The sequence below is a fragment of the Dawidia cretensis genome, assembly GCF_018598175.1.
Taxonomy (GTDB): domain Bacteria; phylum Bacteroidota; class Bacteroidia; order Cytophagales; family Cyclobacteriaceae; genus Ohtaekwangia; species Ohtaekwangia cretensis.
Genome location: NZ_JAHESE010000030.1, coordinates 66,322 through 88,347 on the forward strand (window position 1 = coordinate 66,322; position 22,026 = coordinate 88,347).

At 48.0% G+C, this 22,026-nt stretch carries 15 protein-coding genes; 6 read left to right on the top strand and 9 right to left on the bottom strand.

From position 1 onward, the window contains the following. Window positions 1-84 precede the first annotated feature (84 nt). The 4 genes from KK062_RS23420 to KK062_RS23435 form a co-directional block, all read right to left on the bottom strand. Window positions 85-1,554 (bottom strand): MBOAT family O-acyltransferase, encoded by a 1,470-nt coding sequence (locus KK062_RS23420; RefSeq protein ID WP_254086795.1) that lies wholly within the window; start codon window positions 1,552-1,554, stop codon window positions 85-87. Next, the gene (locus tag KK062_RS23425) at window positions 1,532-2,788 is read right to left on the bottom strand and encodes a GDSL-type esterase/lipase family protein (protein ID WP_254086796.1); all 1,257 of its coding nucleotides are present in this window, start codon (window positions 2,786-2,788) and stop codon (window positions 1,532-1,534) included. The genes KK062_RS23420 and KK062_RS23425 overlap by 23 nt, the downstream gene beginning before the upstream one ends. 54 nt (window positions 2,789-2,842) lie before the next feature. Then, window positions 2,843-4,321, bottom strand: coding sequence for an SGNH/GDSL hydrolase family protein (locus KK062_RS23430; protein WP_254086797.1), 1,479 nt, complete (start codon window positions 4,319-4,321; stop codon window positions 2,843-2,845). 563 nt (window positions 4,322-4,884) lie between these two features. Beyond that, entirely contained in the window at window positions 4,885-5,358 is a 474-nt protein-coding gene (locus KK062_RS23435) for a hypothetical protein (RefSeq protein ID WP_254086798.1), read from the bottom strand. Between the two features lie 788 nt (window positions 5,359-6,146). Here KK062_RS23435 and bamJ point away from each other — a divergent pair. Further along, window positions 6,147-6,749 carry a BamJ family beta-barrel-assembly machinery protein gene (gene bamJ / locus KK062_RS23440; protein ID WP_254086799.1) on the top strand — a complete coding sequence of 201 codons (603 nt, stop codon included), beginning with the start codon at window positions 6,147-6,149 and terminating at the stop codon, window positions 6,747-6,749. Window positions 6,750-6,826: 77 nt separating this feature from the next. Here bamJ and KK062_RS23445 read toward each other — a convergent pair whose 3' ends face one another. Both KK062_RS23445 and KK062_RS23450 read right to left on the bottom strand, forming a co-directional pair. Continuing rightward, a complete protein-coding gene (locus tag KK062_RS23445; RefSeq protein ID WP_254086800.1) occupies window positions 6,827-7,939 on the bottom strand; it encodes an acyltransferase family protein in 1,113 nt (370 codons plus the stop codon). 146 nt (window positions 7,940-8,085) lie between these two features. Beyond that, the gene (locus tag KK062_RS23450; protein ID WP_254086801.1) at window positions 8,086-8,433 is read right to left on the bottom strand and encodes a hypothetical protein; all 348 of its coding nucleotides are present in this window, start codon (window positions 8,431-8,433) and stop codon (window positions 8,086-8,088) included. Between the two features lie 571 nt (window positions 8,434-9,004). Between KK062_RS23450 and KK062_RS23455 the strand changes: the two genes are divergently transcribed. Further along, window positions 9,005-11,389 (top strand): ABC transporter permease, encoded by a 2,385-nt coding sequence (locus tag KK062_RS23455; protein WP_254086802.1) that lies wholly within the window; start codon window positions 9,005-9,007, stop codon window positions 11,387-11,389. Window positions 11,390-11,402: 13 nt separating this feature from the next. Here the strand turns inward: KK062_RS23455 and KK062_RS23460 are convergent, their stop codons facing one another. Both KK062_RS23460 and KK062_RS23465 read right to left on the bottom strand, forming a co-directional pair. Next, on the bottom strand, window positions 11,403-13,832 hold the full coding sequence (locus KK062_RS23460; protein ID WP_254086803.1) for an ABC transporter permease: 2,430 nt from the start codon (window positions 13,830-13,832) through the stop codon (window positions 11,403-11,405). Between the two features lie 33 nt (window positions 13,833-13,865). After that, window positions 13,866-14,420 (bottom strand): dihydrofolate reductase family protein, encoded by a 555-nt coding sequence (locus tag KK062_RS23465; protein ID WP_254086804.1) that lies wholly within the window; start codon window positions 14,418-14,420, stop codon window positions 13,866-13,868. 320 nt (window positions 14,421-14,740) lie between these two features. On the opposite strand from KK062_RS23465, the gene KK062_RS23470 reads away from it, so the two are divergent. From KK062_RS23470 to KK062_RS23480, 3 genes are all read left to right on the top strand, one after another. Further along, window positions 14,741-15,385, top strand: coding sequence for a hypothetical protein (locus KK062_RS23470; RefSeq protein WP_254086805.1), 645 nt, complete (start codon window positions 14,741-14,743; stop codon window positions 15,383-15,385). 236 nt (window positions 15,386-15,621) lie between these two features. Then, window positions 15,622-18,321, top strand: coding sequence for a PQQ-dependent sugar dehydrogenase (locus tag KK062_RS23475; protein WP_254086806.1), 2,700 nt, complete (start codon window positions 15,622-15,624; stop codon window positions 18,319-18,321). A gap of 3 nt (window positions 18,322-18,324) precedes the next feature. Continuing rightward, on the top strand, window positions 18,325-19,029 hold the full coding sequence (locus KK062_RS23480; RefSeq protein WP_254086807.1) for a 3-keto-disaccharide hydrolase: 705 nt from the start codon (window positions 18,325-18,327) through the stop codon (window positions 19,027-19,029). Here KK062_RS23480 and KK062_RS31100 read toward each other — a convergent pair. Next, complete coding sequence (locus tag KK062_RS31100) at window positions 19,013-19,240, bottom strand: sulfatase-like hydrolase/transferase (RefSeq protein WP_369075183.1); 228 nt, start codon at window positions 19,238-19,240, stop codon at window positions 19,013-19,015. The genes KK062_RS23480 and KK062_RS31100 overlap by 17 nt on opposite strands. A gap of 496 nt (window positions 19,241-19,736) precedes the next feature. Here KK062_RS31100 and KK062_RS23485 point away from each other — a divergent pair, with 496 nt between their 5' ends. Beyond that, entirely contained in the window at window positions 19,737-21,887 is a 2,151-nt protein-coding gene (locus KK062_RS23485; protein WP_254086808.1) for a tetratricopeptide repeat protein, read from the top strand. Window positions 21,888-22,026: the final 139 nt, after the last annotated feature.

Below are 22,026 nucleotides of genomic sequence, written 5' to 3' on the forward strand. Positions count from 1 at the left end.
CCGGCAGGGATAAAAAACAGCATGCTATTCACATCGCCATCTATGCGGTAGTGAATAGCATGTTCTATTAGCCGACTGCTGTTGTTAGAACTGAAAATAGATAAAGGGCTGCACGCCGGCAGATTTTATCTGCAGCACAATGACGATCACCATTGTCAGGCAAATGGCTTTTGCCATCAGCGGCATTTGTATAACAAATTCTTCTGCTCGCTGTTCGATCGTTTTGGGGATGAAATGCAAGAGATATCCCATCAGCATTAAGATAAGCACCATCTTATAGCCTCCGATAAATTCACTCAAAACTTCGGCATTGAAATGACTGGTAATTTGCGTGAGTACCTGGCCAGCGATTTCAAGGTCATTGGCACGGAAGAAAATCCAGCAGAAGCAAACGAAGTGGAATGTGAGCAGCCAGCCGGCACACCTCCAGGCTGTCGTATCGGGAAACGTGATCTTCTCGCTGATCCATTTGTGAAACGCCAGGGCGGCACCGTGAAGACCGCCCCAGATTATAAAGCGCCACGAGGCGCCATGCCACAACCCTCCCAGCAACATGGTGATCATTAAATTCAAATAGGTTCTGATCCTGCCCCGGCGATTGCCTCCGAGCGAGATGTACAAATAATCACGGAGCCATGTAGACAAGGAGATATGCCAGCGCCGCCAAAACTCGGTGATACTTTCCGATTGATAGGGCGAATCGAAATTGATGTTGAAGTGAAAGCCGAGCAGTAAAGCGATTCCAATAGCCATGTCGGAATATCCAGAGAAATCGCAATAGATCTGTAGGGCGTAGCCATAGACCGCGAAAAGATTCTCGAGCCCGGTATATAGCGTGGGGGCATCGAATACACGGTCGACAAAGTTGATGCTGATGTAGTCTGAAATAACCGCCTTTTTGAATAATCCGCAACCGATCAAAAACACCGCTCTTCCAAACATTTCGCGGGTTACGATCGTAGGCTTGGATATTTGAGGAATAAAATCAGCCGCGCGAACAATGGGGCCAGCCACCAATTGCGGAAAGAACGAAACAAAGAAGGCGTAGTCAAGAATGTGATCAACTGGTTTTAGTGTACCCCGATAGACGTCGAGCGTATAGCTGAGGGATTGAAATGTAAAAAATGAAACCCCTACCGGAAGGAAAATATCCAGCGGCGTAAACTCATTGCCAGAAACCGAGCAAAATGCTTCGTATAAAAAATTGGTGTACTTAAAGTATCCCAGCAGCCCCAGGTTGATTACCAGCGTGAGCGCCATGAAGAATTTCTTTTTCCACGGTTCCTCGGTATTGTAAATAAGTCGGGCCAGGGTAAAATCTACGATTGCCGCAAAAATCAGTAAGACAAAATAGATGCCACTGGATTTGTAATAGAAGTACAGGGAAAATAGTGTTACGAATACGAGCTTAGGCCGTTGTGTGTGGCTTAATGAATTATAAATCCATAAGAATACTGTGAACAGCAGCAGAAAGAAACCACTATTGAAAAGCAAGGGCTGATCAGCATGGTAAACAAATTGTTGCGCAAATTTATGGATGTCGAAGGGAAACATAGTTGTTGTAGCGCTTCATGATAGCCTGATAAAAAAGATCGCCCTGATATGCATATCCGTCTCTGGAGAAATGGATGCCATCGGGGCGAAGTAGTCCTTTGTTTTTCCATTGCATAGCAGATCCTTTTCCGCCGGTAGCTTTGTACATATCCCAAAAGGCCAGCCCGTTTTCTACCGCATATTGAATGATGTGTTGACGTAGTGTTTCTATGCCGGGGTTGGGTTTTATCTTTTTCCGGAAAGAGTCGGGAGGTGTGACCAGGATGAATTTTGCCTGGGGGTTAAATTCCCGTAAGGATTGTACCAGTTTATCAATATGCTGTGGTATGGATGGATCCAGGACAGGGTACTCTACGGATTCGTTCGTGCCGAGGGAAATTATAAACAGGGCGGGATGCAGGGCTTGCGTTTGCCGGGCAAAATGAATTGCTGCATTATAGTGAGCATACTTTGCTCCGTTCACACCGATGGCATGATACAAAATGCCAGGATGTCGATTTTCAAGATTGACGCCGAAAATAATTGCCTGTCGCTGTTCCTCGCTGGGATTTACCGTACGAATGCTGATCTGCTCTACGGCGCGGGGCAGTATAACCCGGGAGGAATTCACAAACGGTCCATCCGGATAGGGTCCGATGTACGCCAGTTCGGCATTGGCTGTATCACGTATAGAAAAGTGAAAACTCGCACTGTCTTTTTGAAAAAATACGGTTACCGCATTAAAGCTGTAGTCACGCTGCTCGTTGCTGTTTACACGAATGGTAAGGTCTGTTTGAGGTTGGTCCGTGCTGATTGTTACGCCCCCGATACCAATGGGAAGCGGCTGTGCGGGATGGACGCAGCGTTTGGATTTCCAGAGGGACGGTGATGACGTGTGGAAATTTGGAGGCTCGTTTGTTCCGGCAACTCTGTAGGGAACGATCAACCCACGGCCAGCATTGCCAAAATCATGTTGAAAATTTTCGCGTACGACATCTGTGAGATAATCTCCCTGGATGTGTGAGTCGCCGATGTGAATTATATTGATTTCACCTTTTCCGGTCATTTTGAGCCGGATGAGCCCCTCAAAAAATTCTTCGAGGTGGGCTGCATTTTGAATTGTGTTCGCTTCGTCATTCTCCAGGCTAAACGTTTTGTACGTAAAATCGACGTTAGCCTGCCCGTACCCGCCGATGTGGACAAGGAGAAGAAGGCCTGTAACGTACGTCAATTTCATTTTGTGAATCATGAGCATGGACAAGTAAATAATCGGGTCGCGCCGGCTTGCAGGCAATGCCCGCAGCGTATATTATGTTTTCTTAGGCTTTAGCTTTTGTTTTGATTTTGGCTTTAGCTTTTGTTTTGGTTTCGACTTTTGCTTCGACTTCGATTTTTGCGTTTGTGTAATCTTTTCGTTATAGGATTTTTGTTCATGCAGCAGGCTCTTTGCCATCAAATCAGAGAGTTTTTTACCTCCTTTAAAGTTCAGGTGAGTGTAGTCTTTTGCAGCCAGGGGTGGTTTTGCTTCTGCCAGTTTTACCATGCTGTTTTCTCCTCCCATAGCTTCATACAGATCCCAGAAGGCTATGCCGGTGCGTTCCGCAATGAGGCGTTGGGCATCTCGCATGGCGGGTATAGCCTTCATTGTTTTGAATTCTCCGCTGGTGTTTGAACTTCTGTCGCTTACGCTCATTAGCAGAATACTTGTTTTTGGAAATAGCCGCTTGAGCTTATTGACCACCTTAATCATACGCTCCACGTACCAGCCATAGTTCAGGGAATCTTCGAGTACGCTATTAAGCCCATATTGAAGAACAATCAACTTGTAATTACGATGTTTATTGAATTCGGTGAGCATCTCATCCGGAATTCTGGCCAGGCCCATGCCTGAGTTTCCACGAATGGAGAAGTTATCTACATAGATGCCTTCGCCGTTTTCAAAACTGGCGCCGTACATTTCCAGGCTATCCTGCTGATGAAACTGAAAGCGGATAGCGCTCATCTTTTTACCACGGTACGACCACTCCTGTAGCTTACTGGATGTTTTGAGATTTTCGGTGCGACTGATGGTATCGTTGACGGTGTAGTCGACGACGGCATGTCCCGTATTCTTATAATACAGCTTTACGGTGTTGAAGTCACGCAAAAACCGCCGCCGCGCGGGTTTGTATTCGACCCAGTTTTCTTCTTGCGGATGAAAGCTAAGTCCTGATGGGCCTGGTCCGTTGGAAATGGAAGTATCTATCTTACCGAGCAGCGAATAGGTTTTCCAATGCTCGAAGTTATGCCGGATGGTCGAACGGAATGCGGCTACTTCGGATGTGATCGGAACGTATCCCACACCTTCGCCTCCGAATAATTGCTGCAGCGTATCCCGCAGGCTGCCACAAAAAACATCTCCCTCTACAAATGAATCGCCATAAAATGCCACCCGTACAGCTTTGTGCTTCTCGTGCATTTCGTTCAGCGCCCGGATAAAGTATTTCAATGGGGCGCCGTCCGGGCTATAATTTTCTATGCACGTGAGGCCGGGTGGGCAACCGGTTTTGGCGGTAAGGGTGGCGGAGTCCATGTTCCTTTGCGAGGACTCCGTCTTTATCGAATCGAGGGAGATTTGCGGGTTGTTGGGTTGGTCACGTCTCTCCGTACGGATGTCCGCGAGGGGATCGATCTTCCGGAACGTCCAGGTACCAATCGAAAACCTGGGCAGCAGTGAAAAAAGGAATAACAGGCCAATGACCCACAGGCAAAGTCTTAACGGATCACGTATGTTGTTGTTGAGGGCCACGATGAAGGTTAAAAAAGTGATCAGCCGCAGGGCTTACAAAAAATTTCCTCGGGTAAAAATAGCAAAATGCACGTTGAAACGCCCTGAATCGGGTGGTATTTGTTCGTCATCAACACATTTCGGTTTTAGTGGAGGGTCGGCATATTGGTTTAATGGAACCTCGGACGAACAGGCATACGATGAGACGAATGACCCGCAGACACGAAGATACAGATGAGGATGCCACCTGACAAGATTAAGGCCGCAGTGGTGTATCCAGACCAAATCCAAAATCGTCTGAATTTCCGGTCTTCGTGCAACCGCGGATACTCATCGCTGCCTGGCAGCCACCGGTAGGATCCCCGCCATCCGGTATATACCGTGATAAAATACCCGTATTCGTTCTCGGAAAGCAATCCAGCCTCGCGGAACTTCACAAAAAAGTACTTGTGTCTTTTCAGCCTGTAGTAGCTGTACACCACAAATACCTGGAACCACCCTATTAGTATCCAGTCAGTCGTCGCCATTATTTTATCAGGTTGCAACCCCAGGCATAATCACAACGGCCTGGTGCGCGTCTTTCGTTAACGCGAAATGTAGTTTATTTCACGCAGGTAATCTCCCTGAAGGTCTTCGTGAAGTTTCCCGAGAACGGTATTGATTTTTTTGATTTGCTGCTGGTACATATTGAAAAGAACAGAGCCTTGTTGGCGAGGAACGTGTGCGTCTTTCATCTTTGTGCAGAAAAAAATACGTACTTCAAGCTCAGTCTGTTTTATGCCGGAGTATTTAATATGTTTATTGGCTGTGCGCAAAATCTTGCGGAGTGTTTTCTTAATCAGATAGGTATTGCTCGGTAAGGTCTTAAACAACTCCGTAATTTCTTCTTTTATATTTTCAATATACGCCTGCTCGTTATGCGCTTCAAACAAAAGATATGTGAGCAATTCTTTGTTTTCCTTTTTATATTTCGCCAAACGCATGCAAAGCGCAAGCAGTGTTTCCGACTCAAGGACACTCAACTCTTTTTTTATTTCGTTTATAGAAGAAGTAATCATCTGGGACACGTGTTATTCATTCCGCCGGCAAAAAACCGACGAAATTAAAAAAAAACATCGATCTTGCCCAATCGAGCAACCAGGAACAATGGGCGCCCGCACTGGCGTCAATCACCATGTTCATTTGAGCAACACCTGTTCGAAAAAGAAATTGGAATCTTAATTGATATCAGGCCCTTTGTCCCAAAGGGTTCATCCTATCAGGACTCATCTTTAATTGTCCGGACCAGACTAAGCCCTGAAATGAGAAAAACAAAGCCAAGAACACCATAAATGATCAATGCTCTTATGTCCCGCATTCCTCCTGTCGTATTCACAAAGAGTATAGCGCCATAAATAAGGCCGACCATTCCCAGAATTGTTAGTATTGAGCCAAATATTCTTTTAATGTTCATAACTACAATGCAGTTTCTTACCCTTTATAAAAATCCATGCCTCTATTGTAAGATGTAGGTCACCTGCTTATCCGCTTGTCGGGTAATAAAATACACATTTAATTGCTATGTTCGATTTCTGATATTTCCCTGGAGCATTGACCGAACAATGTCAGCGAAGGCAATATCCACGCATTCCCAAAGCTCCCAGTTCGATATGAGTCTCCAGGTTGGCAGGTCCTCCTGCACGTGTGCACGTTCTCATACCTGCTTTGAAAAATTCCAAAAAAAAGTAATTTTACCGGCATTTCCTGATTCACCGCTTCCTCCAGCAAATTTTGTGATAACGGACGGCCTGGAGCGAAAAAGATGCCAGCCAACCGTGTGCTGCAGGCAATTAACAACCAAAAGATTATGGAACTAACCACAGAATTACAAAAAATAAGTTATGGTCTGGGCGTGCTGATGGCCTCCAGTGTACGCTCGCAGGGAGCAGATACCCTGGATATAGATGCAGTCGCTGCTGCCTTCCGCGATGTATTCGAAAACAACGATCTGAAAATCAGCCTGCAAGATGCAAACAACACTGTACAGGCCTATATGCAAGCCGTTGCCGATAAGAAACACGCTGGTGCCAAAGAGGAAGGCGAGAAATTTCTCGCCGATAACAAGCTCAAGCAAGGTGTTACCACTACCGCCAGCGGCCTGCAATACCGCGCGCTAAAACTTGGCAATGGCAAAACTCCAAAAGCTACATCAAGCGTAACGGTACATTATACCGGAAAACTGATTAATGGCAAGGTGTTCGATAGCTCTGTCCAGCGTGGGCAGCCTACATCGTTTGGGGTCAGTCAGGTTATTCCCGGCTGGACCGAAGCCCTGCAGCTTATGCGCGAAGGCGACAAGTGGATACTTTACATTCCTTATAACCTCGCTTATGGCGCAGGCGGCGCGGGTGGTGATATTCCACCTTTTGCTACCCTGATCTTTGAAGTAGAGCTGATCCATGTAAAATAACAGCACGCTAAGTTACAGCCGCATGTTCTTCGGTGTGAAGAACCTCTGCGGGTGGCGCGAGTTATTGCGAGAACGTTCTATTTAAATTTCTTCCGTAACCAGGCTCTTACAGGCTCGTCATACAGCTTTAAAGCTCCGTATGCTACGATCATTGCTCCGACATACGTTAGCAACGCGAATGGCCAGGATTCCATAAGAGAAATGCCTTTGTGATCACTTACCCACCCGACGTAAAAATAAACAAGCGTATAATGGGTCATGTAAAGGGGGTATGACAGGTCTCCCAGGAATTTGCAAATGCGTGTTTCCTTTTGACTGTGAGCAATACCGCTTGCTCCAAGGTAAACAATGACCGGAAAAACAATAATGATGCAAAAGGACTCATACAAGCCGTTCATCCACAAGTGCTCGGTACCCCCGATCCTCGGCATAAACAGGACAGCCGCTAACAGCAGGCTACACTTCAAAAAAGCATTTTTTACATAGGTCGGTCTCGTCACGCGCGACAGCAACAACCCGCCGAAGAACGGAAACATCGTCCGCGTTAACCCGATCCGTACCTGCTCCGGAATGAGTGTCCACCCACCGGTAACATCGCCGTTCGGATTTGTCACTGCAAAGTGGACGAGGGCGGCTGCCGCCAGTATCACCAGGAAGGACAGCGCTGTTTTAGATAATTTTCTTATGCCAATGGCATACAATATGTTGGCGATATACTCAAAGAATAGAGACCACCCTACGCTGTTGAGCGGGTGCATTTCCTGCCAACCCCGAATATCCATCGACAAGGGAACCGGCATCAGCGTGAACCCTATCAGCATCACCACCAACAGCTTCCATACGGGTACCGTGTGGATTAATGGCCATACCGCCGATTGCGTAAAATAAAAGCCCAGCGCGCCCAACGTCATACCCAACACAACGAGCGGTTGAAGCCGTTCTATCCTGCGCCGGAAGAAACCGCCGATCGTGAGCTTGTCCCAACGGTCATCGTATGCGTAGCCCATCACAAAGCCGGAAAGGAGAAAAAAGAAGTCTACCGCCAGATATCCGTGATTCACTATCTGTGTAATATGGCTCGTGGCATGAGGTTCGCACAGATGGAACGCTACGACGATCATAGCGGCCACACCGCGCAATCCATCGAGTATCAGGTAGTGTTGTTTTGTGGGGAGTGTGTTGTTATTCATGTGTCTCAAATGGGCGTAACAGCAGCGGATGTGTATGCGCCGTAAATTTAAGCAAAATCGAGATTTGTGCGGCAAGAGCTTTATCGCCTAAATTGGGAACATGGTGCCAGGCTCCGCTAACCCCTAGCCTGGCAGTTAACCCGATTCTAACGCTTCCGCTGCTCCCAAGCCACGTAGGCCACATTTTTAACAACAACCAATGCCACCAGCACATAGTAGTTGATACAATCTGTCATCGGCATCATGATTCCCGACCCGCGGTTGTGGTATACCGCCATTATGGCAACGGATAGGAGAATATTAAAAAGATCTATCACCGAAAGGATAATCATCCTCCGGGCGAAGCCCTCCGGTCCAATTTGCGGCTTAACTACCCGGTAGGTTATGCCATCCGACAACGCCAGGAACATCAGGGCAGTAAAAAGCCAATACCCGAAGGTCATGGTGCTCAAATCATCCTGCACGGGGTAATGCGAGATCGAATTTACTACCATACCAATGATACTCTTCGCATAAAAAAGCACCAAAAAAAACTTAACCAGGAGCCAAACTCCTACTGCAATCCGATATTTCATCATTATTTAATAAAACCAGTCCAAGTGCGTACCATCTTCTCCGGACGCCAGCTAGAATCCTGCACAACCTGCAAGCATATGATGCAAAATAAAAAAGCAAACTCTGAAAAGTTTGCTCTTAAATCAAAAAGGTAGACTCTGCCACATCAAAATCCTTGTACGGGTAGCGTTTTCGCATCTGAAATATGTAATCCCATGAGTAGTCTAACGGGCAGGTGGCACGAATGGGCTGCGACATCCGCTCTCGACGATATGAAAGTGGTCATAACCCAATGTTTAACGGTTCGATGATTTGTTGGGAGGGGTGAAAGTTTTTTTTGTATCTTCTGCAACCATTGGCAGAATGGGCGGTATTGTAGAAGGGTCAGGTGTCGTCAGGTTATTGTTGGGAGATGCTATGGCGGGTGGACTCGGCAGTCGGAGACTTGAACCAGCTCGAAATCACGCGGCACGCACCAGCTTGCTGTATAATTGCATTAATTATACTGTTATGATAAAAAGCTACTTTAAGATCGGCTGGAGAAATTTGCTCCGGAACAAGGGATATTCGTTCATCAATATTTCCGGTCTGGCGCTGGGTATGGCGGTGGCGATACTGATTGGGTTGTGGATCTATGATGAGCTTACCTTTAATACGTCGTTTCCGAACTATAATCGTATTGTACAGGTGATGCAACACCAAACATTTAATGGGAAGGTCGGATCACAGATATCAAATCCTGCGGTGATGGCCGAAGAGATCCGGCACATGTATGGAAGTGATTTTACGTATGTGCTCCAGGCATCGTGGAACTATGAGCACACGCTTACGTACGGTGAAAAGATGTTTCTGAAGCCAGGAAGCTATTTCGAGCCTGAGGTGACGGATATGCTGAGCATGAAAATGCTTCTGGGTTCTAAAGACGGGCTCAAGAAGGACATGAATTCAATCCTGCTTTCGGCCTCCGTGGCCGAAGCTTATTTCGGGAAAGATGATCCGATAGACAAGATCCTGCGCGTCGATAATCAGAGTGATGTAAAAGTCGCGGGTGTATACGAAGACTTGCCTGAAAACAGCAGGTTCAACGATATGAAGTTTATCCTTCCCTGGAATTTATACTTAAGCATCAATCCCTGGGTTGGCAAAATGGAAAATCCCTGGGGAAGCAACTTTACGCAAACCTATGCCCAGGTGGCAGACCATGCCAACATCGCGGAGCTCTCGGACCGAATCCGGGATGTGAAGGCGAACAGACTGCCACCGGACGAAAAGCGGTATAACCCGATCGTATTTCTACATCCTATGTGGAAATGGCATTTATATTCGGAATTTAAGGACGGTGTGAATGTAGGGGGCGGCATCGGCAACGTCTGGCTGTTCGGCATCACCGGTGTCTTTGTGCTGCTGCTGGCCTGCATCAATTTCATGAACCTGAGCACGGCCCGTTCCGAGAAGCGGTCAAAGGAAGTGGGCATACGGAAGTCCATCGGCTCGGCACGTACGCAACTAATCACGCAATTCTTCAGCGAGTCGATTATGATATCGTTCCTCGCATTTTGCCTGGCCATACTTCTGGTGCTGTGTGCGCTGCCTGGATTTAACACAGTGGCAGAAAAGAAAATTGCAATACTTTGGACTGAACCACTGTTCTGGCTGGCGGGAATCGGCTTTGCCCTGTTGACCGGATTCTTTGCCGGTATATATCCTGCCTTGTTCCTGTCGTCGTTCCAACCGGTGAAGGTATTGAAAGGCACGTTCAAAGCCGGGCGCCTTGCCTCCCTCCCGCGCCAGGTATTGGTGGTTGTACAGTTCACGATCTCGATTACACTCATCATCGGCACGATGGTGGTCTATAAGCAGGTAAAGCATGGTCAGAACCGGCCGATCGGGTATACCCGCGACGGCCTGGTGACCACGAGTGTAAACGACGAACGGCACAAACATTTCGAAGTGATCCGGACCACGCTAAAAGATAAAAGAGCCATTGTGGAGATGGCAGAATCGGGTAGCCCCACTACGGACGTCTGGAACAGCAACGGCGGGTTTGACTGGGAAGGGAAAGATCCTACTTTGGCCGTGGACTTTCCCAACAACGGTGTGAGCCATGAATATGGAAAAACGATCGGCTGGGAGATTAAAGAGGGAAGGGATTTCTCCCGGGATTTTACTTCTGACTCTTCGACATTCATTCTGAATGAATCGGCCGTGGCCTTCATCGGATTGAAAGATCCGGTGGGCAAAGTCATTCACTGGGAGGGAAAGCCTTTTACGATCATTGGCATTGTAAAAGATTTGCTGGTGCAATCGCCCTACCAACCGGTACGGCCTTCGATGTTCCACCTTGCCACCCGATCGGAGAATGTGTTCATCATTAAACTGAACCCAGAGCGCAACACACAGGAGGCCCTGGCAGAGGTGGAGAGCGTCTTTAAATTGTATAACCCTACTGCCCCATTCAAATCAAGTTTCGTGGACGATGACTTTGCCCGGAAGTTTGGCAACGAGAAACGCGTGGGCACGCTCGCGGCGTTCTTTGCTGTGCTCGCCATTCTCATCTCAAGTCTTGGGTTATTCGGACTGGCGTCATTCGTAGCCGAACAACGAACGAAGGAGATCGGCATCAGAAAAGTCCTGGGGGCATCGGTGGCCAACTTATGGGGCATGCTTTCAAAAGACTTTCTGGTATTGGTGGGCTTGTCCTGTATGATCTCCGTTCCACTCGCCTGGTATGAGCTGAACCAATGGCTGCAAGATTATGATTACCGTACAGAGATTTCGTGGTGGATCTTTGCCGTGTCGGCGGGTGGCGCGCTGGTCATCACCCTGCTTACCGTAAGCTTCCAGGCAATCAAAGCCGCGCTGATGAACCCGATGAAGAGCTTACGAACAGAGTAACGACGAAGCCTCCCTACTCCGTCCGTAAATTCTCGACTGGATCTGTATTCGCCGCCCTGATGGATTGAGCTGCAACCGTGAGAATCGCTATTAGCAAAATGCACACACCCGGTATGAGGAAACTTAGCAGTCCGATGTCAATACGGTAAGCAAAACCATTCAGCCAGTCTTTTAAGAGAAAGTAAGCAATCGGCCATGCAATACTATTGGAGAGCAAAATAGTTAGGATGAATTCCCTTGAAACCAGCACAATGATCTGCGCCACTGTGGCTCCTAATACTTTACGAATTCCAATTTCCTTCGTGCGTTGTGATACCAGGTATGAAGAAAGTCCTAACAATCCTAAACACGCTACAATGACCGCGAGAAGAGTAAATAAGCCAATCACTTTTCCAAACCTTTGATCGGATTGATATTGTGTACTGTAATGTTCATCCAGAAAGAAGTACTCAAATGGATTGCCCGGAAAAGCCTCTCCATATTTTACTTTGGCTGCACCGATTATCTCCTTCAAGGATGAGCTAGATTTTATTTTTATTGAATAAAAGTCCGTCACTTCAGTATCATACACCAGCACCAGTGGTTTTATTGCCTGTTTTAACGATTCCTGATGATAGTCTTTGATAACGCCAATTATTTCGGGGGTGTCGCCCCACAAGTACATACTTTGTCCGATTATCTTTTCCGGGTCAGTGATTCCCAGAAGTTTCATAGCGGTTTCATTCACAATGGCTGTTCTCCATTGATCTTTAAGATTGCCCGAAAAATTTCGACCTTCCATCAACGACAAACCATATGTACGTATAAAATTTTCATCTGTCATGATCGCCTGATACATATTCCCCTCCTTCACATCTTGTCCAACAAGACGAGCATTACCATTGCTGTTTCGAATATGATGACCAGGCACATCTGTGGAAACGGTAACATCTTTCACGTCTGAATATTGTAGAAGAGATTGGCAAAGAGTTTTGAGTCTACTGGAATATGTAGAGTCAGTGGCAGTGGGTCCGTTGATAACCACTATTTGCTCCATGTCAACACCGGAAGAACTCTTGCGCATAAATTGAATCTGCGAATACACTGCGAAAGCGCCTATTATTAATACAATACAGGAGACGAACTGGACGGTTACCAGCCCTTTTCTCAAATAAATTCCTTTCAAAGAATTCTGGAACCTACCTTTTAAAACACTGACAGGCATGAAACCGGACATAACTAAGGCAGGATACAAACCGGAACCTATTACTCCGAGTACAAATATAAATATGATCAATACCCACACTCTCGTCATTCCAAAAACAGCCAGGTCAATTGTTCTGTCAACCATGTCTGAGAAAGAAGGAAGCAATAAAACAACCAATACAGCTGTAATGCACAACGCTATTAACTTGATGATGAATGATTCAAATAGAAACTGTTTAATCAGTTGTGAACGTCCACTACCCAATACTTTGCGAATGCCAACTTCTTTGGCGCGCTCCATAGACCTGGCAGTAGCTAAGTTGACATAATTGATCCACGCCATAATTAAAATAAATGCCGCGATTACACCGAGAAAGTTAATGGATTTTCCATCGCCACCGGCCTCAAGTTCATCCGGGGCAATTGAGTATAAGTGGATCGAAGAAAGGGGTTGCAGCGTGAATTCCATCCATTCATTCCACTCACGCAGCGTGTTACCCATCTTCTTCTCGACAAAGGCAGGAAGCTTAGCTTGCAGCGCTGCAGCACTCGTTGATGAATTTAACTCAACGTATGTATAGTTCCCCTCCCATCCCCAATTGGTCATTAATTCCTCCGTTTCTTTCGGACCGAGTATTTTAAGCAAACTTTCAAAAGAAAAAAGTGCGTCAAATTTCAAATGCGTATTTTCAGGAACGTCTTTAAAAACTCCAGTGATTACATACTCTTGCTTCCCATCGCATTTCAAAATTTTTCCGACAACATCCTGCTCTCCAAAATACTTTTTAGCAAACGACTCTGATACGACCATTGTAAAAGGATCTCGCAGTACAAGTGAATCGGCACCTTTTAATAATGGAAAAGAAAATAGCTTAAAAAAATCTTCACTGGCGTAAAATATACGGCCTTCCTTAAAGAGAACGTCACCATTTGTCAGCACCTTATGCTCATTAACACCCCTATTCAAACGTACAAAGCGATTAACCTCGGGGAAGTTATTTTTCAAATCAGGTCCTATTCCCATTGGGCCGGCAGCCCATTGCCGGTTCAGCTCTCCGTTAGTAAACCGGTCGTGCCTTACTCGAAAGATCTGCTCCTTTTTACTATGAAAATCATCATAGCTTCTTTCGTTCCACACATAAAGACTTATTAGCGCACAGGCAGCCAATCCGATGACCAGTCCCAATATACTGATTAAGGAATAGCTTGCGTTTTTCAGGGACGCCCGCAAGAACATTTTAAGAAAATGATGTATCATATCAACCCGATTTAGCTTCGTGGCTATTGTATTTCAATCTTTTCGCCTCTCATAATAATGCATCACTTGCCCGGCCTGAAAAGTTTTAGTCTTCATTAACTTAAGAATCAGTCGTTCCTGGATATTCTTAAACAGAAGTAATCCGTCCTGCGCAATCACCGGATGAATACAAAGTTGATATTCATCGATCAAGCCAAGTTTCGTTAGCTCGTTAATCAAGCTTGGACTTCCAATCAGAACATCCTTACCGGGCTGTTTCTTCAATGCCTGAACTTCATCCTCGAGACTTTTTTTGGCAAGAACAGAAGTTTCCCAGCTAAGAGATTTCAGTGTGCGTGAGAAAACAACTTTCTGGATATTGTGCAAAGCAATTGCAAATTCATCCATCGACTTTTCTCCACTAGGATTTTTAACCAGTCCGGGCCAGTAACCTTCCATAAGCTGGTACGTGGTTCTTCCATAAAGAATAATATCTGAGCCGCGGATCACTTCCGTGTAATGATCGTGTAATTCTTGGTCGGCGAGTCCGGACGTATGATCACACGAACCGTTGAGAGCTATATTTAAGGTTGCAACTATTTTGGCCATGTCGATTATCTTTGGTGTATACGAATGTCGGAAGTTAAGACTTTTATCGTAGCGTTAAATCGCGACAATTTCCGGGGGCATTTGCGCCACTTATCTATTGTCGTATTTGCCTCCAAAAATTAAATCATTAATTTGGGCGCGGCAAACGCGGCCTGTAGGAAAGCCAGTAGTGGCGCCTACTAAAAACATCATACAATGAAATATCCTGTATTTGCTATATTAATCATTATTTCTGTATCGAAGCTTTATTCCCAGGATAAACCGCTTCGACCAACCGATGCATCTGAAGAACATATTGAAACCGAAGAAATTAGCAGTATTTGGAGAAATACCTGGTGCCATTCTTCAAACAACATGGTTTTGTACTATCAAATGTAGACGAGTTTGGATATGAGATCAGTAAGAAAATTGATCATATCAAATATACATGTACATGCAATAAACTAAAAAGATCTCCTGGCATATATTTTGAAGCGCTTTCCATGGGAATCTACTTTGAGGAAATTGAAGATCCGCTAAAAGAATTGCTACTTAAATATGAGCTTGATCAAACGTCTTACACATTGCGCGATTATAATAACAAAGAAGCGGCCATAATGAGAGGGCGGCAAATCTCGGCGATCACAATCGCTACCGAATCCGACTTTGCTCACTATAGCGATGCTGTAAAGCAATATTGCAATGCTGTTGTATTTCCTTTTTTTGATACATATCATCGTATTGAGCCGCTAAATAAGTTCATCAAAAAAACACCTGAAGACGACTTGACCTATCACATTGGCGGTGAATTTCAGTTGAAAAAAATGGTGACCCTAAAATTATGCAACGACCCGCAATATCTCGATTATGTCGAATACGTAAGACAAAAATTTGAATCGATCAAAAACCCGGACAATGGAAAATACATTCCACTTCTGAATGCATACCATGAGCTGGCCGAAAAACTTGAGAAAGGACTGGATTAAATAACACGCCACCTCTAAAATCCGCCCTACGATAATTACTATATTGAAATGTAGCTGCCAGGGAAAGCTTACGCCCAGTTAAACTACCGGAACTCAGGACAGTGCAGGATGGAAATAATACCCGAACATCTTAATAAAATCCGACGATCATTTTCCGGAAAATTATCACCGTTGTTACAGAATGCATTGATCGCTTAGTTGATAAACTGTATACTCGCAAAACCAAGCCAAACTCCATGTTTCTGACCTTTATCTGTCCGCTGCGTTTTTTTCGCTTTCTCAACCTGCTCATTCTTTGTTTACCAGTAGTGTTTTTAACAGTGTCCTGCGGTCCTGCTCGAGAAGATGCCGCTGCTCTTCAGGATCCGAAGATCGCCAGGCTCAAGCTGCCGGAAGGTTTTAAAGCAGAGCGGCTGTATGGTCCGTCGGAGAACAAGGAGGGGTCTTGGGTGTCGATGACCTTCGACCCTAAAGGCCGGTTACTGGCATCTGATCAGTACGGTGCGATATACCGGATTACGATACCGGCCATAGGCGATACGACCAGAACACGTGCGGAGCGTATCGATCTGGAGCAACCGGATAATGGCATCGATACAACCCAACGGGTGAGCATCGGGTATGCGCATGGGCTGCTTTGGGCCTTCAACAGCCTGTTTGTGGTGGTGAACCACGATCAGGACGAGGAATTTGAAAAAAGCAGCGGTCTTTACCGTTTACAAGATACTGATGGCAATGACCAGTTCGATAAAATCACGTTGCTGAAGACGTTGCAGGGCGCAGGAGAGCATGGCCCTCATAATATCATTCTGGCACCCGATGAAAAATCGATGTACCTGATCGCCGGCAATTACACCAAAGTGCCGCCGATGGATAGCTACCGTTTACCCTCGAACTGGGGTGAGGATAACCTTTTTCCGCTGATCACAGATCCCAACGGTCACGCTGCCGAGCTCAAGGCCCCCGGCGGGTGGATCGCGCACATCGACTCCACCGGTAACAAATGGGAACTGGTCAGCGCTGGTTATCGCAATCCCTTTGACCTGGCCTTTAATGCCGCCGGCGATTTGTTTACGTACGATTCGGATATGGAGTGGGATTTCGGATTGCCCTGGTATCGGCCTACACGCATCTGCCACGCTACAAGCGGTAGTGAATTTGGCTGGCGCACGGGCAATAGCGTGTGGTCGCCGTACTTTGCCGACAACCTTTCGCCGGTGATGGACATTGGCCAGGGCTCTCCGACCAACCTCGTGTATGGGGGCAGCACGCGTTTTCCTGAAAAGTATAAGGATTGTCTATTTGCTTTCGACTGGAGTTTCGGCATTGTCTATGCGATCTACCCCGAAGCCGACGGTGCTTCTTATACGGCCAGGGGCGAGGAGTTTCTCTCCGGTACATCCTTGCCGCTGACGGATGGTGTAATCGGGCCCGATGGCGCATTGTATTTTCTAACGGGTGGGCGCAACCTGGAGTCGGATCTCTATCGCGTTTACTATACCGGCCATTTGCCGGCTCCGCAAGCAGAGGCCGTTGCGCTGAGCGAGGTGCAGCAGCTACGCAGAAGACTCGAGACATTTCATTCGGGCGTAAAAGATGGCGCTGTCGAAGAAGCCTGGCCTCACCTGAAGCATGAGGACCGTTTTATACGCTATGCAGCCCGCATAGCCATAGAGCATCAGCCCGTGGCGGCCTGGCAGGCACGTGTGCTGGAGGAGAAAGACCCGGTGCTGCTGACACATGCCGCCACGGCCCTGGCGCGGCAAGGCGGCCGCCAGGTCGAGCCCGCGTTGCTCGAAGCCTTAATACGCATACCTTTCGCCAGGCTTACCGAACCGCAGCAGACCGATGTCGTGCGTGTATTTGAGCTGGTGCTGGCGCGCATGGGTATGCCCACGGGCCCGGTGAAGACAAAGGTAACAGCCTACCTTAACGACCAATACCCTGCCCGCTCGAATACACTGAACCGCGCGCTTTGCAAAGTGCTGGTTTACCTGGATGCCCCCGGCGTAGTAGAGAAGACCATGACCTTGCTCGAAACAGCCAAGGACGACCGCGCTGGAAAAACGTTGATGGAGTCTTCTGACATGATTCTACGCAACCCGCAATACGGCATGGCTATTGCCGACATGCTATCGAACGTGCCGCCGGCACAGCAGACCTATTATGCCACGGCATTGAGCGCCGCTAAGAACGGGTGGTCTGCCGATTTGCGCAAGAAATATTTCGAATGGTTCTATCATGCTTTCAGCTACAAGGGCGGCCATAGTTTTCGCGGATATATCGACAAGGCCCGGACCAATGCCCTGGAGACCGTGCCCGTGGGACAGTTTACGTACTACAATAAGCTGTCGGGCGACTCGCTGGTGAAGCTGTCAGGCAACATATTGGTCGACAATGCGCATCAGCCGCAGGGGCCGGGGCGCAATTGGTCCGTAGAGGAGGCGTTGCTGGAGTTGAACAATGTTACCGACAAGCCTGATTTCGTCCGGGGCAAGGACATGTTTGCTGCGTCGCTGTGTATCCAGTGTCACACGTTCAAGGGTGAAGGCGGCGTGTCGGGACCCGACCTGACGCAGACAGGCACCCGCTTTTCGACGAAAGACATTCTTGAAGCCATGATCAACCCGAGCCTTACAATATCCGATCAATACGGCGCGACCGTGTTTGTATTAATAGACGGCACGACAGTACTGGGCAGGCTGATCCGCGAAGATGCTAGGAAGTACTACATCGCCCAAAATCCCTTTGCCCCACAAGTAGTACGAGAATTGTTGAAGGAAGCGGTGGCGCGCACACGTGTGTCGGAAGTTTCGCCGATGGTGCCTGGGCTGATCAACCGTCTGAACCGCGAGGAGCTGAACGACCTGGTGAACTACCTGAAGTCGGGCGGCAATGAAAATCATGAAGTGTATACGGGTAAGAAAACGCAATAAGCTATGAAGATACAGACGGTCCTGTTGCTGGCACTTTTTTATGTGAGTGCTCTACCGGTGGTAGAGGCGCAGCAAAAGAAAGATGCCTTTATCTCTTTGTTCGATGGCAAGACGCTGAAGGGCTGGGCTGGCGATACATCGGTATGGCGTGCAGAACAGGGTACTCTTGTAGGTGAAGTAAAGCCAGGTGTTACGCTTAAGAACAATACTTTTCTGATCTGGCAGGGTGACCAGCCAGGTGACTTCGAGCTTGTGGCCGACTTCAAGATCACCGAAACCGGCAACAGCGGTATTAATTACCGAAGTGAGCCGGTGAGTGGTGTGCCCTATGGTTTGAAAGGATACCAGGCAGATATCGATGGTAAGCATACCTATACCGGTCAGAACTACGAAGAGCGGGGCCGTGGCTTTTTGGCCAAGCGCGGAGAACAGTCGCATTTGGAGGCAGGTCAGAAGCCAGCCATCACCCAGTCGCTGGGAGACGGCGATGAGCTGCGGCAAAAGATCAAAAGTGGCGACTGGAACGAATGCCGGCTGGTGGTAAAGGGCAACCGTATGCAGCACTACATCAACGGCGTACTGATGAGCGACGTGACCGATGACGATGCCGGCGCACAAAAATTCTCCGGACGGCTGGGCCTGCAAGTGCATGTAGGGCCGCCGATGAAAGTGGAGTATTGCAATATCCGGATTAGACCAATACCATGACGGAGAGGTACCTCATTTTCATAAAGGTCTGGCAGTCGGCTGGTACCTTTGTGTGATATATAATCGACTGCACCGCTGTGAATACCGAAGAAAAATCAAATCCATTTTTACCAGGGCTATGCTGGGAACGCGCGCCCAAATGCCATTTTCCAATCAATGCAGTTTCATATCCAATTGCCTTCATTAACGTGGCGATGGATGGGAATGCCAAAACCAGGAAAAGCTTATACTAAATGCTAAACTAAGCACTCGCCTGAGTTGATCGTTAGTGGTAACGTTCTGCTTTGAGGTTTTGATGAATTGGCGGATACTGGGTTGAAGATTTTAGCTGTTTTTGTAACATCAAGTTTCTCAAACTGCGCAATGGCATGCTGCATGCCTTGCAAAAGAGTATCATAAGAGACGCGGCAGGAATTGATATGGCCTGGAGCGCTGTTGCTGCCGCCGGGCAGCAACGCTATTCCTGGTAAATCATTGTGCTAAAAAAAAGATATTTTCATGGTACATCTGTTTGGTGCGAACATGCCGCAAGGATAACGCATGAATCCCTGTGATGGGCCGGGTTTGTTGATGAAGCGTCTACATCGGCGGATGAAGCTTTCGGATAGATTCATGAAAAAGCACCGATCAAAAAATATTTTATGGGGCGGTTTTGGGGGAATTCGTACCTTCGTTGCGATAAAACCCTACTTAAAACCCTTCTATTTATGCGGTGGCTACTCTGCTTTCCCGTGTTGTTTGCTTTTTGTTCGGTGTATGGGCAGAATCCTGCGCAGCGGCGTATCGACAGCCTTCACCACGTGACGTCCCTTGCCGGGACGCCCTATACACTATCAAACACGTACGCACAACTTACACTTGTTTACCAGGCCGGTGGCCGGCCCGACAGTGCCCGTCATTACTTAGGGTTGCTGGGAAATCTATTTGCCGACAATCGTAAGGATCATAAAATAGCTTCGCGGTATTTCATGACCGCCGGTCTTTATTTCCAGCGGCAAGGAGATCTGAGAGGGGCACTTCCTTATATGACCTCCGCATTAGAGTACCTCGATGCCGTCGAGCCCGATCCTTCTTATGGAGAGCAGTTGCTAACCATTGGCAATACACATTTGTCGTTACGAAATCCGGTCAGCGCTGCCGACTATCACAGCCGTGCCTTGCGTGTATTCGAGAAGTCGGGCAACGTTCGCGGACAATCGCTGAGCTTGCGGGGCTTGGGAATGGACCTGCTGGAGCAGGAAGAATACCGCGAGGCGGAGAAGTATTTCCAGTCAGCCCTGAAGTTACAGGATGTGGTGAAAGATGCGCGCGAAACCCTCGCGATCCGAAGCGGCATGGCCAAGGCCTATGCCGGCATGGGGCGCTATGAAACGTCGGCCGACTTTTACGAACGCGCGCTTTCACAGGCAGAGGCCATGAAGCTCACACCGGAAGCCCTGAAGACCTTGTATTCCCTCGGCATGCTATACACGGCCCGGAAAAACCCGGAGCAGGCCAAGCGTTATCTCCTGCAAGCGTTATCCCTGGCCTATGTCTCCGGCGACAGCGTCATGATGACCCGCATCAAGACGTCCCTGGCTGTCGTCTCGACTTCGCGTCGCCGCGGTACGGATGCTGAAAAGACGTTAGTGGACAATGTCGTCGCGGCAACGACCGCCACCAATGTGCGCTCGCTGCCCGACGCCTATTATACGCTGGCACAATGGTATGCCGAACGTAAGCAATACGAAAAAGCTTTTACACAGCTGCACGCCTATTTACAACTGAACGACACCGTACACCGGAAAGAAGCGCTGGCACAATACCGGGAGCTCGAAGCGCGGTATGCGCGAAATAAAGTAGCTGATGATTCCCTTACGCTCACCGCCGAGAACCAGGTCCAGGTACTGGAACGCGAGTTACAGGGTCTCACGACACAACGTAATTACCTGACGGCTGCGGTATTGCTGGTCGTGTTGCTGACAGGCATAGGTGCTCTACTGTACTACCGGCGTTCGACTCGGGCCAGGAAATCTGAAAAGGTACCCGACACGAAAGTGTCAACGCCGCGTGCACGTGCCACGGCGCAGGGAGCGCCCGTTCCTTCCGCGAGCCCACGCCCAGCGCCCCGACCTGTTGCGGCCGAGCCGAAATCCGTTCCACCTGCGGTGGCTACGCTCGAGGCCGCGCTTGCCGTACAGGACGATGAAACCAGCGACCAGGCCGTTGTGCTGATCATTGCGGATAACGCGGCGATGCGCTCGCTGATGGAGAAGACCTTAAAAACACAGTTCCGGACGATCGTTGCCACCAACGAAAACTCGGGATGGGAGAAGGCGCAAGCGCAAGTGCCCGATCTTGTTATTACCGATATAGAGACATCGCCGGCAGATGGCCAGAACATTTGTGAGAAGCTGCGCGATGCTACGATCACCAGCCATATCCCGGTGGTGATGCTGACGGCGAATGCAGAACAGGAGAACAAGGCACAAGGGCTTCAAGCCGATGCAGACGAATACATTAGCAAACCTTTTACACCCGAAGAACTCCGCCTGCGGGTACAGAACATTATTGCGCAACGCGAGAACCTGCGCCATGCTTTCAATCAACAGCTTGCACAACCGCGGGATATATTTTCATCCGATCCGGAATCAGATTTTATGGATTCCTTGCTGGAGATCCTGGAAGAACGTTACGCCGAGGCCACTTTCGACGCAGAAGCGTTCACTACAGCCAGTGGGTTAAGCCGTATACAATTACACCGCAAACTTAAAGCGCTTACCGGCAAGTCTACCCCGGAGTTCCTGCGGGATTTTAAGCGTACACGTTCACAGCAGGTGCTGGCAGCCGATCGTGTGCGTATCATTGGGGATAGGTGACGCGTGATGCCAATCAAAAATACCCAGGGCGATCACTAACAAAGCCTTCCAATTTTCGTTATTGGGAGGCTTTTAGTAGTCGACTGTGAGGTACTGATATCGAACCAAATTATTGAGAATTTGACGAGATTGCAAGAAT

Excerpts from the sequence above, each read along its gene's own strand:
- KK062_RS23420 (WP_254086795.1), bottom strand. The coding sequence starts at position 1,554 with ATGTTTCCCTTCGACATCCATAAATTTGCGCAACAATTTGTTTACCAT.
- KK062_RS23425 (WP_254086796.1), bottom strand. The coding sequence starts at position 2,788 with ATGCTCATGATTCACAAAATGAAATTGACGTACGTTACAGGCCTTCTT.
- KK062_RS23435 (WP_254086798.1), bottom strand. The coding sequence starts at position 5,358 with ATGATTACTTCTTCTATAAACGAAATAAAAAAAGAGTTGAGTGTCCTT.
- bamJ (WP_254086799.1), top strand. The coding sequence starts at position 6,147 with ATGGAACTAACCACAGAATTACAAAAAATAAGTTATGGTCTGGGCGTG.
- KK062_RS23445 (WP_254086800.1), bottom strand. The coding sequence starts at position 7,939 with ATGAATAACAACACACTCCCCACAAAACAACACTACCTGATACTCGAT.
- KK062_RS23450 (WP_254086801.1), bottom strand. The coding sequence starts at position 8,433 with ATGGTAGTAAATTCGATCTCGCATTACCCCGTGCAGGATGATTTGAGC.
- KK062_RS23455 (WP_254086802.1), top strand. The coding sequence starts at position 9,005 with ATGATAAAAAGCTACTTTAAGATCGGCTGGAGAAATTTGCTCCGGAAC.
- KK062_RS23460 (WP_254086803.1), bottom strand. The coding sequence starts at position 13,832 with ATGATACATCATTTTCTTAAAATGTTCTTGCGGGCGTCCCTGAAAAAC.
- KK062_RS23465 (WP_254086804.1), bottom strand. The coding sequence starts at position 14,420 with ATGGCCAAAATAGTTGCAACCTTAAATATAGCTCTCAACGGTTCGTGT.
- KK062_RS23475 (WP_254086806.1), top strand. The coding sequence starts at position 15,622 with ATGTTTCTGACCTTTATCTGTCCGCTGCGTTTTTTTCGCTTTCTCAAC.
- KK062_RS23480 (WP_254086807.1), top strand. The coding sequence starts at position 18,325 with ATGAAGATACAGACGGTCCTGTTGCTGGCACTTTTTTATGTGAGTGCT.
- KK062_RS23485 (WP_254086808.1), top strand. The coding sequence starts at position 19,737 with ATGCGGTGGCTACTCTGCTTTCCCGTGTTGTTTGCTTTTTGTTCGGTG.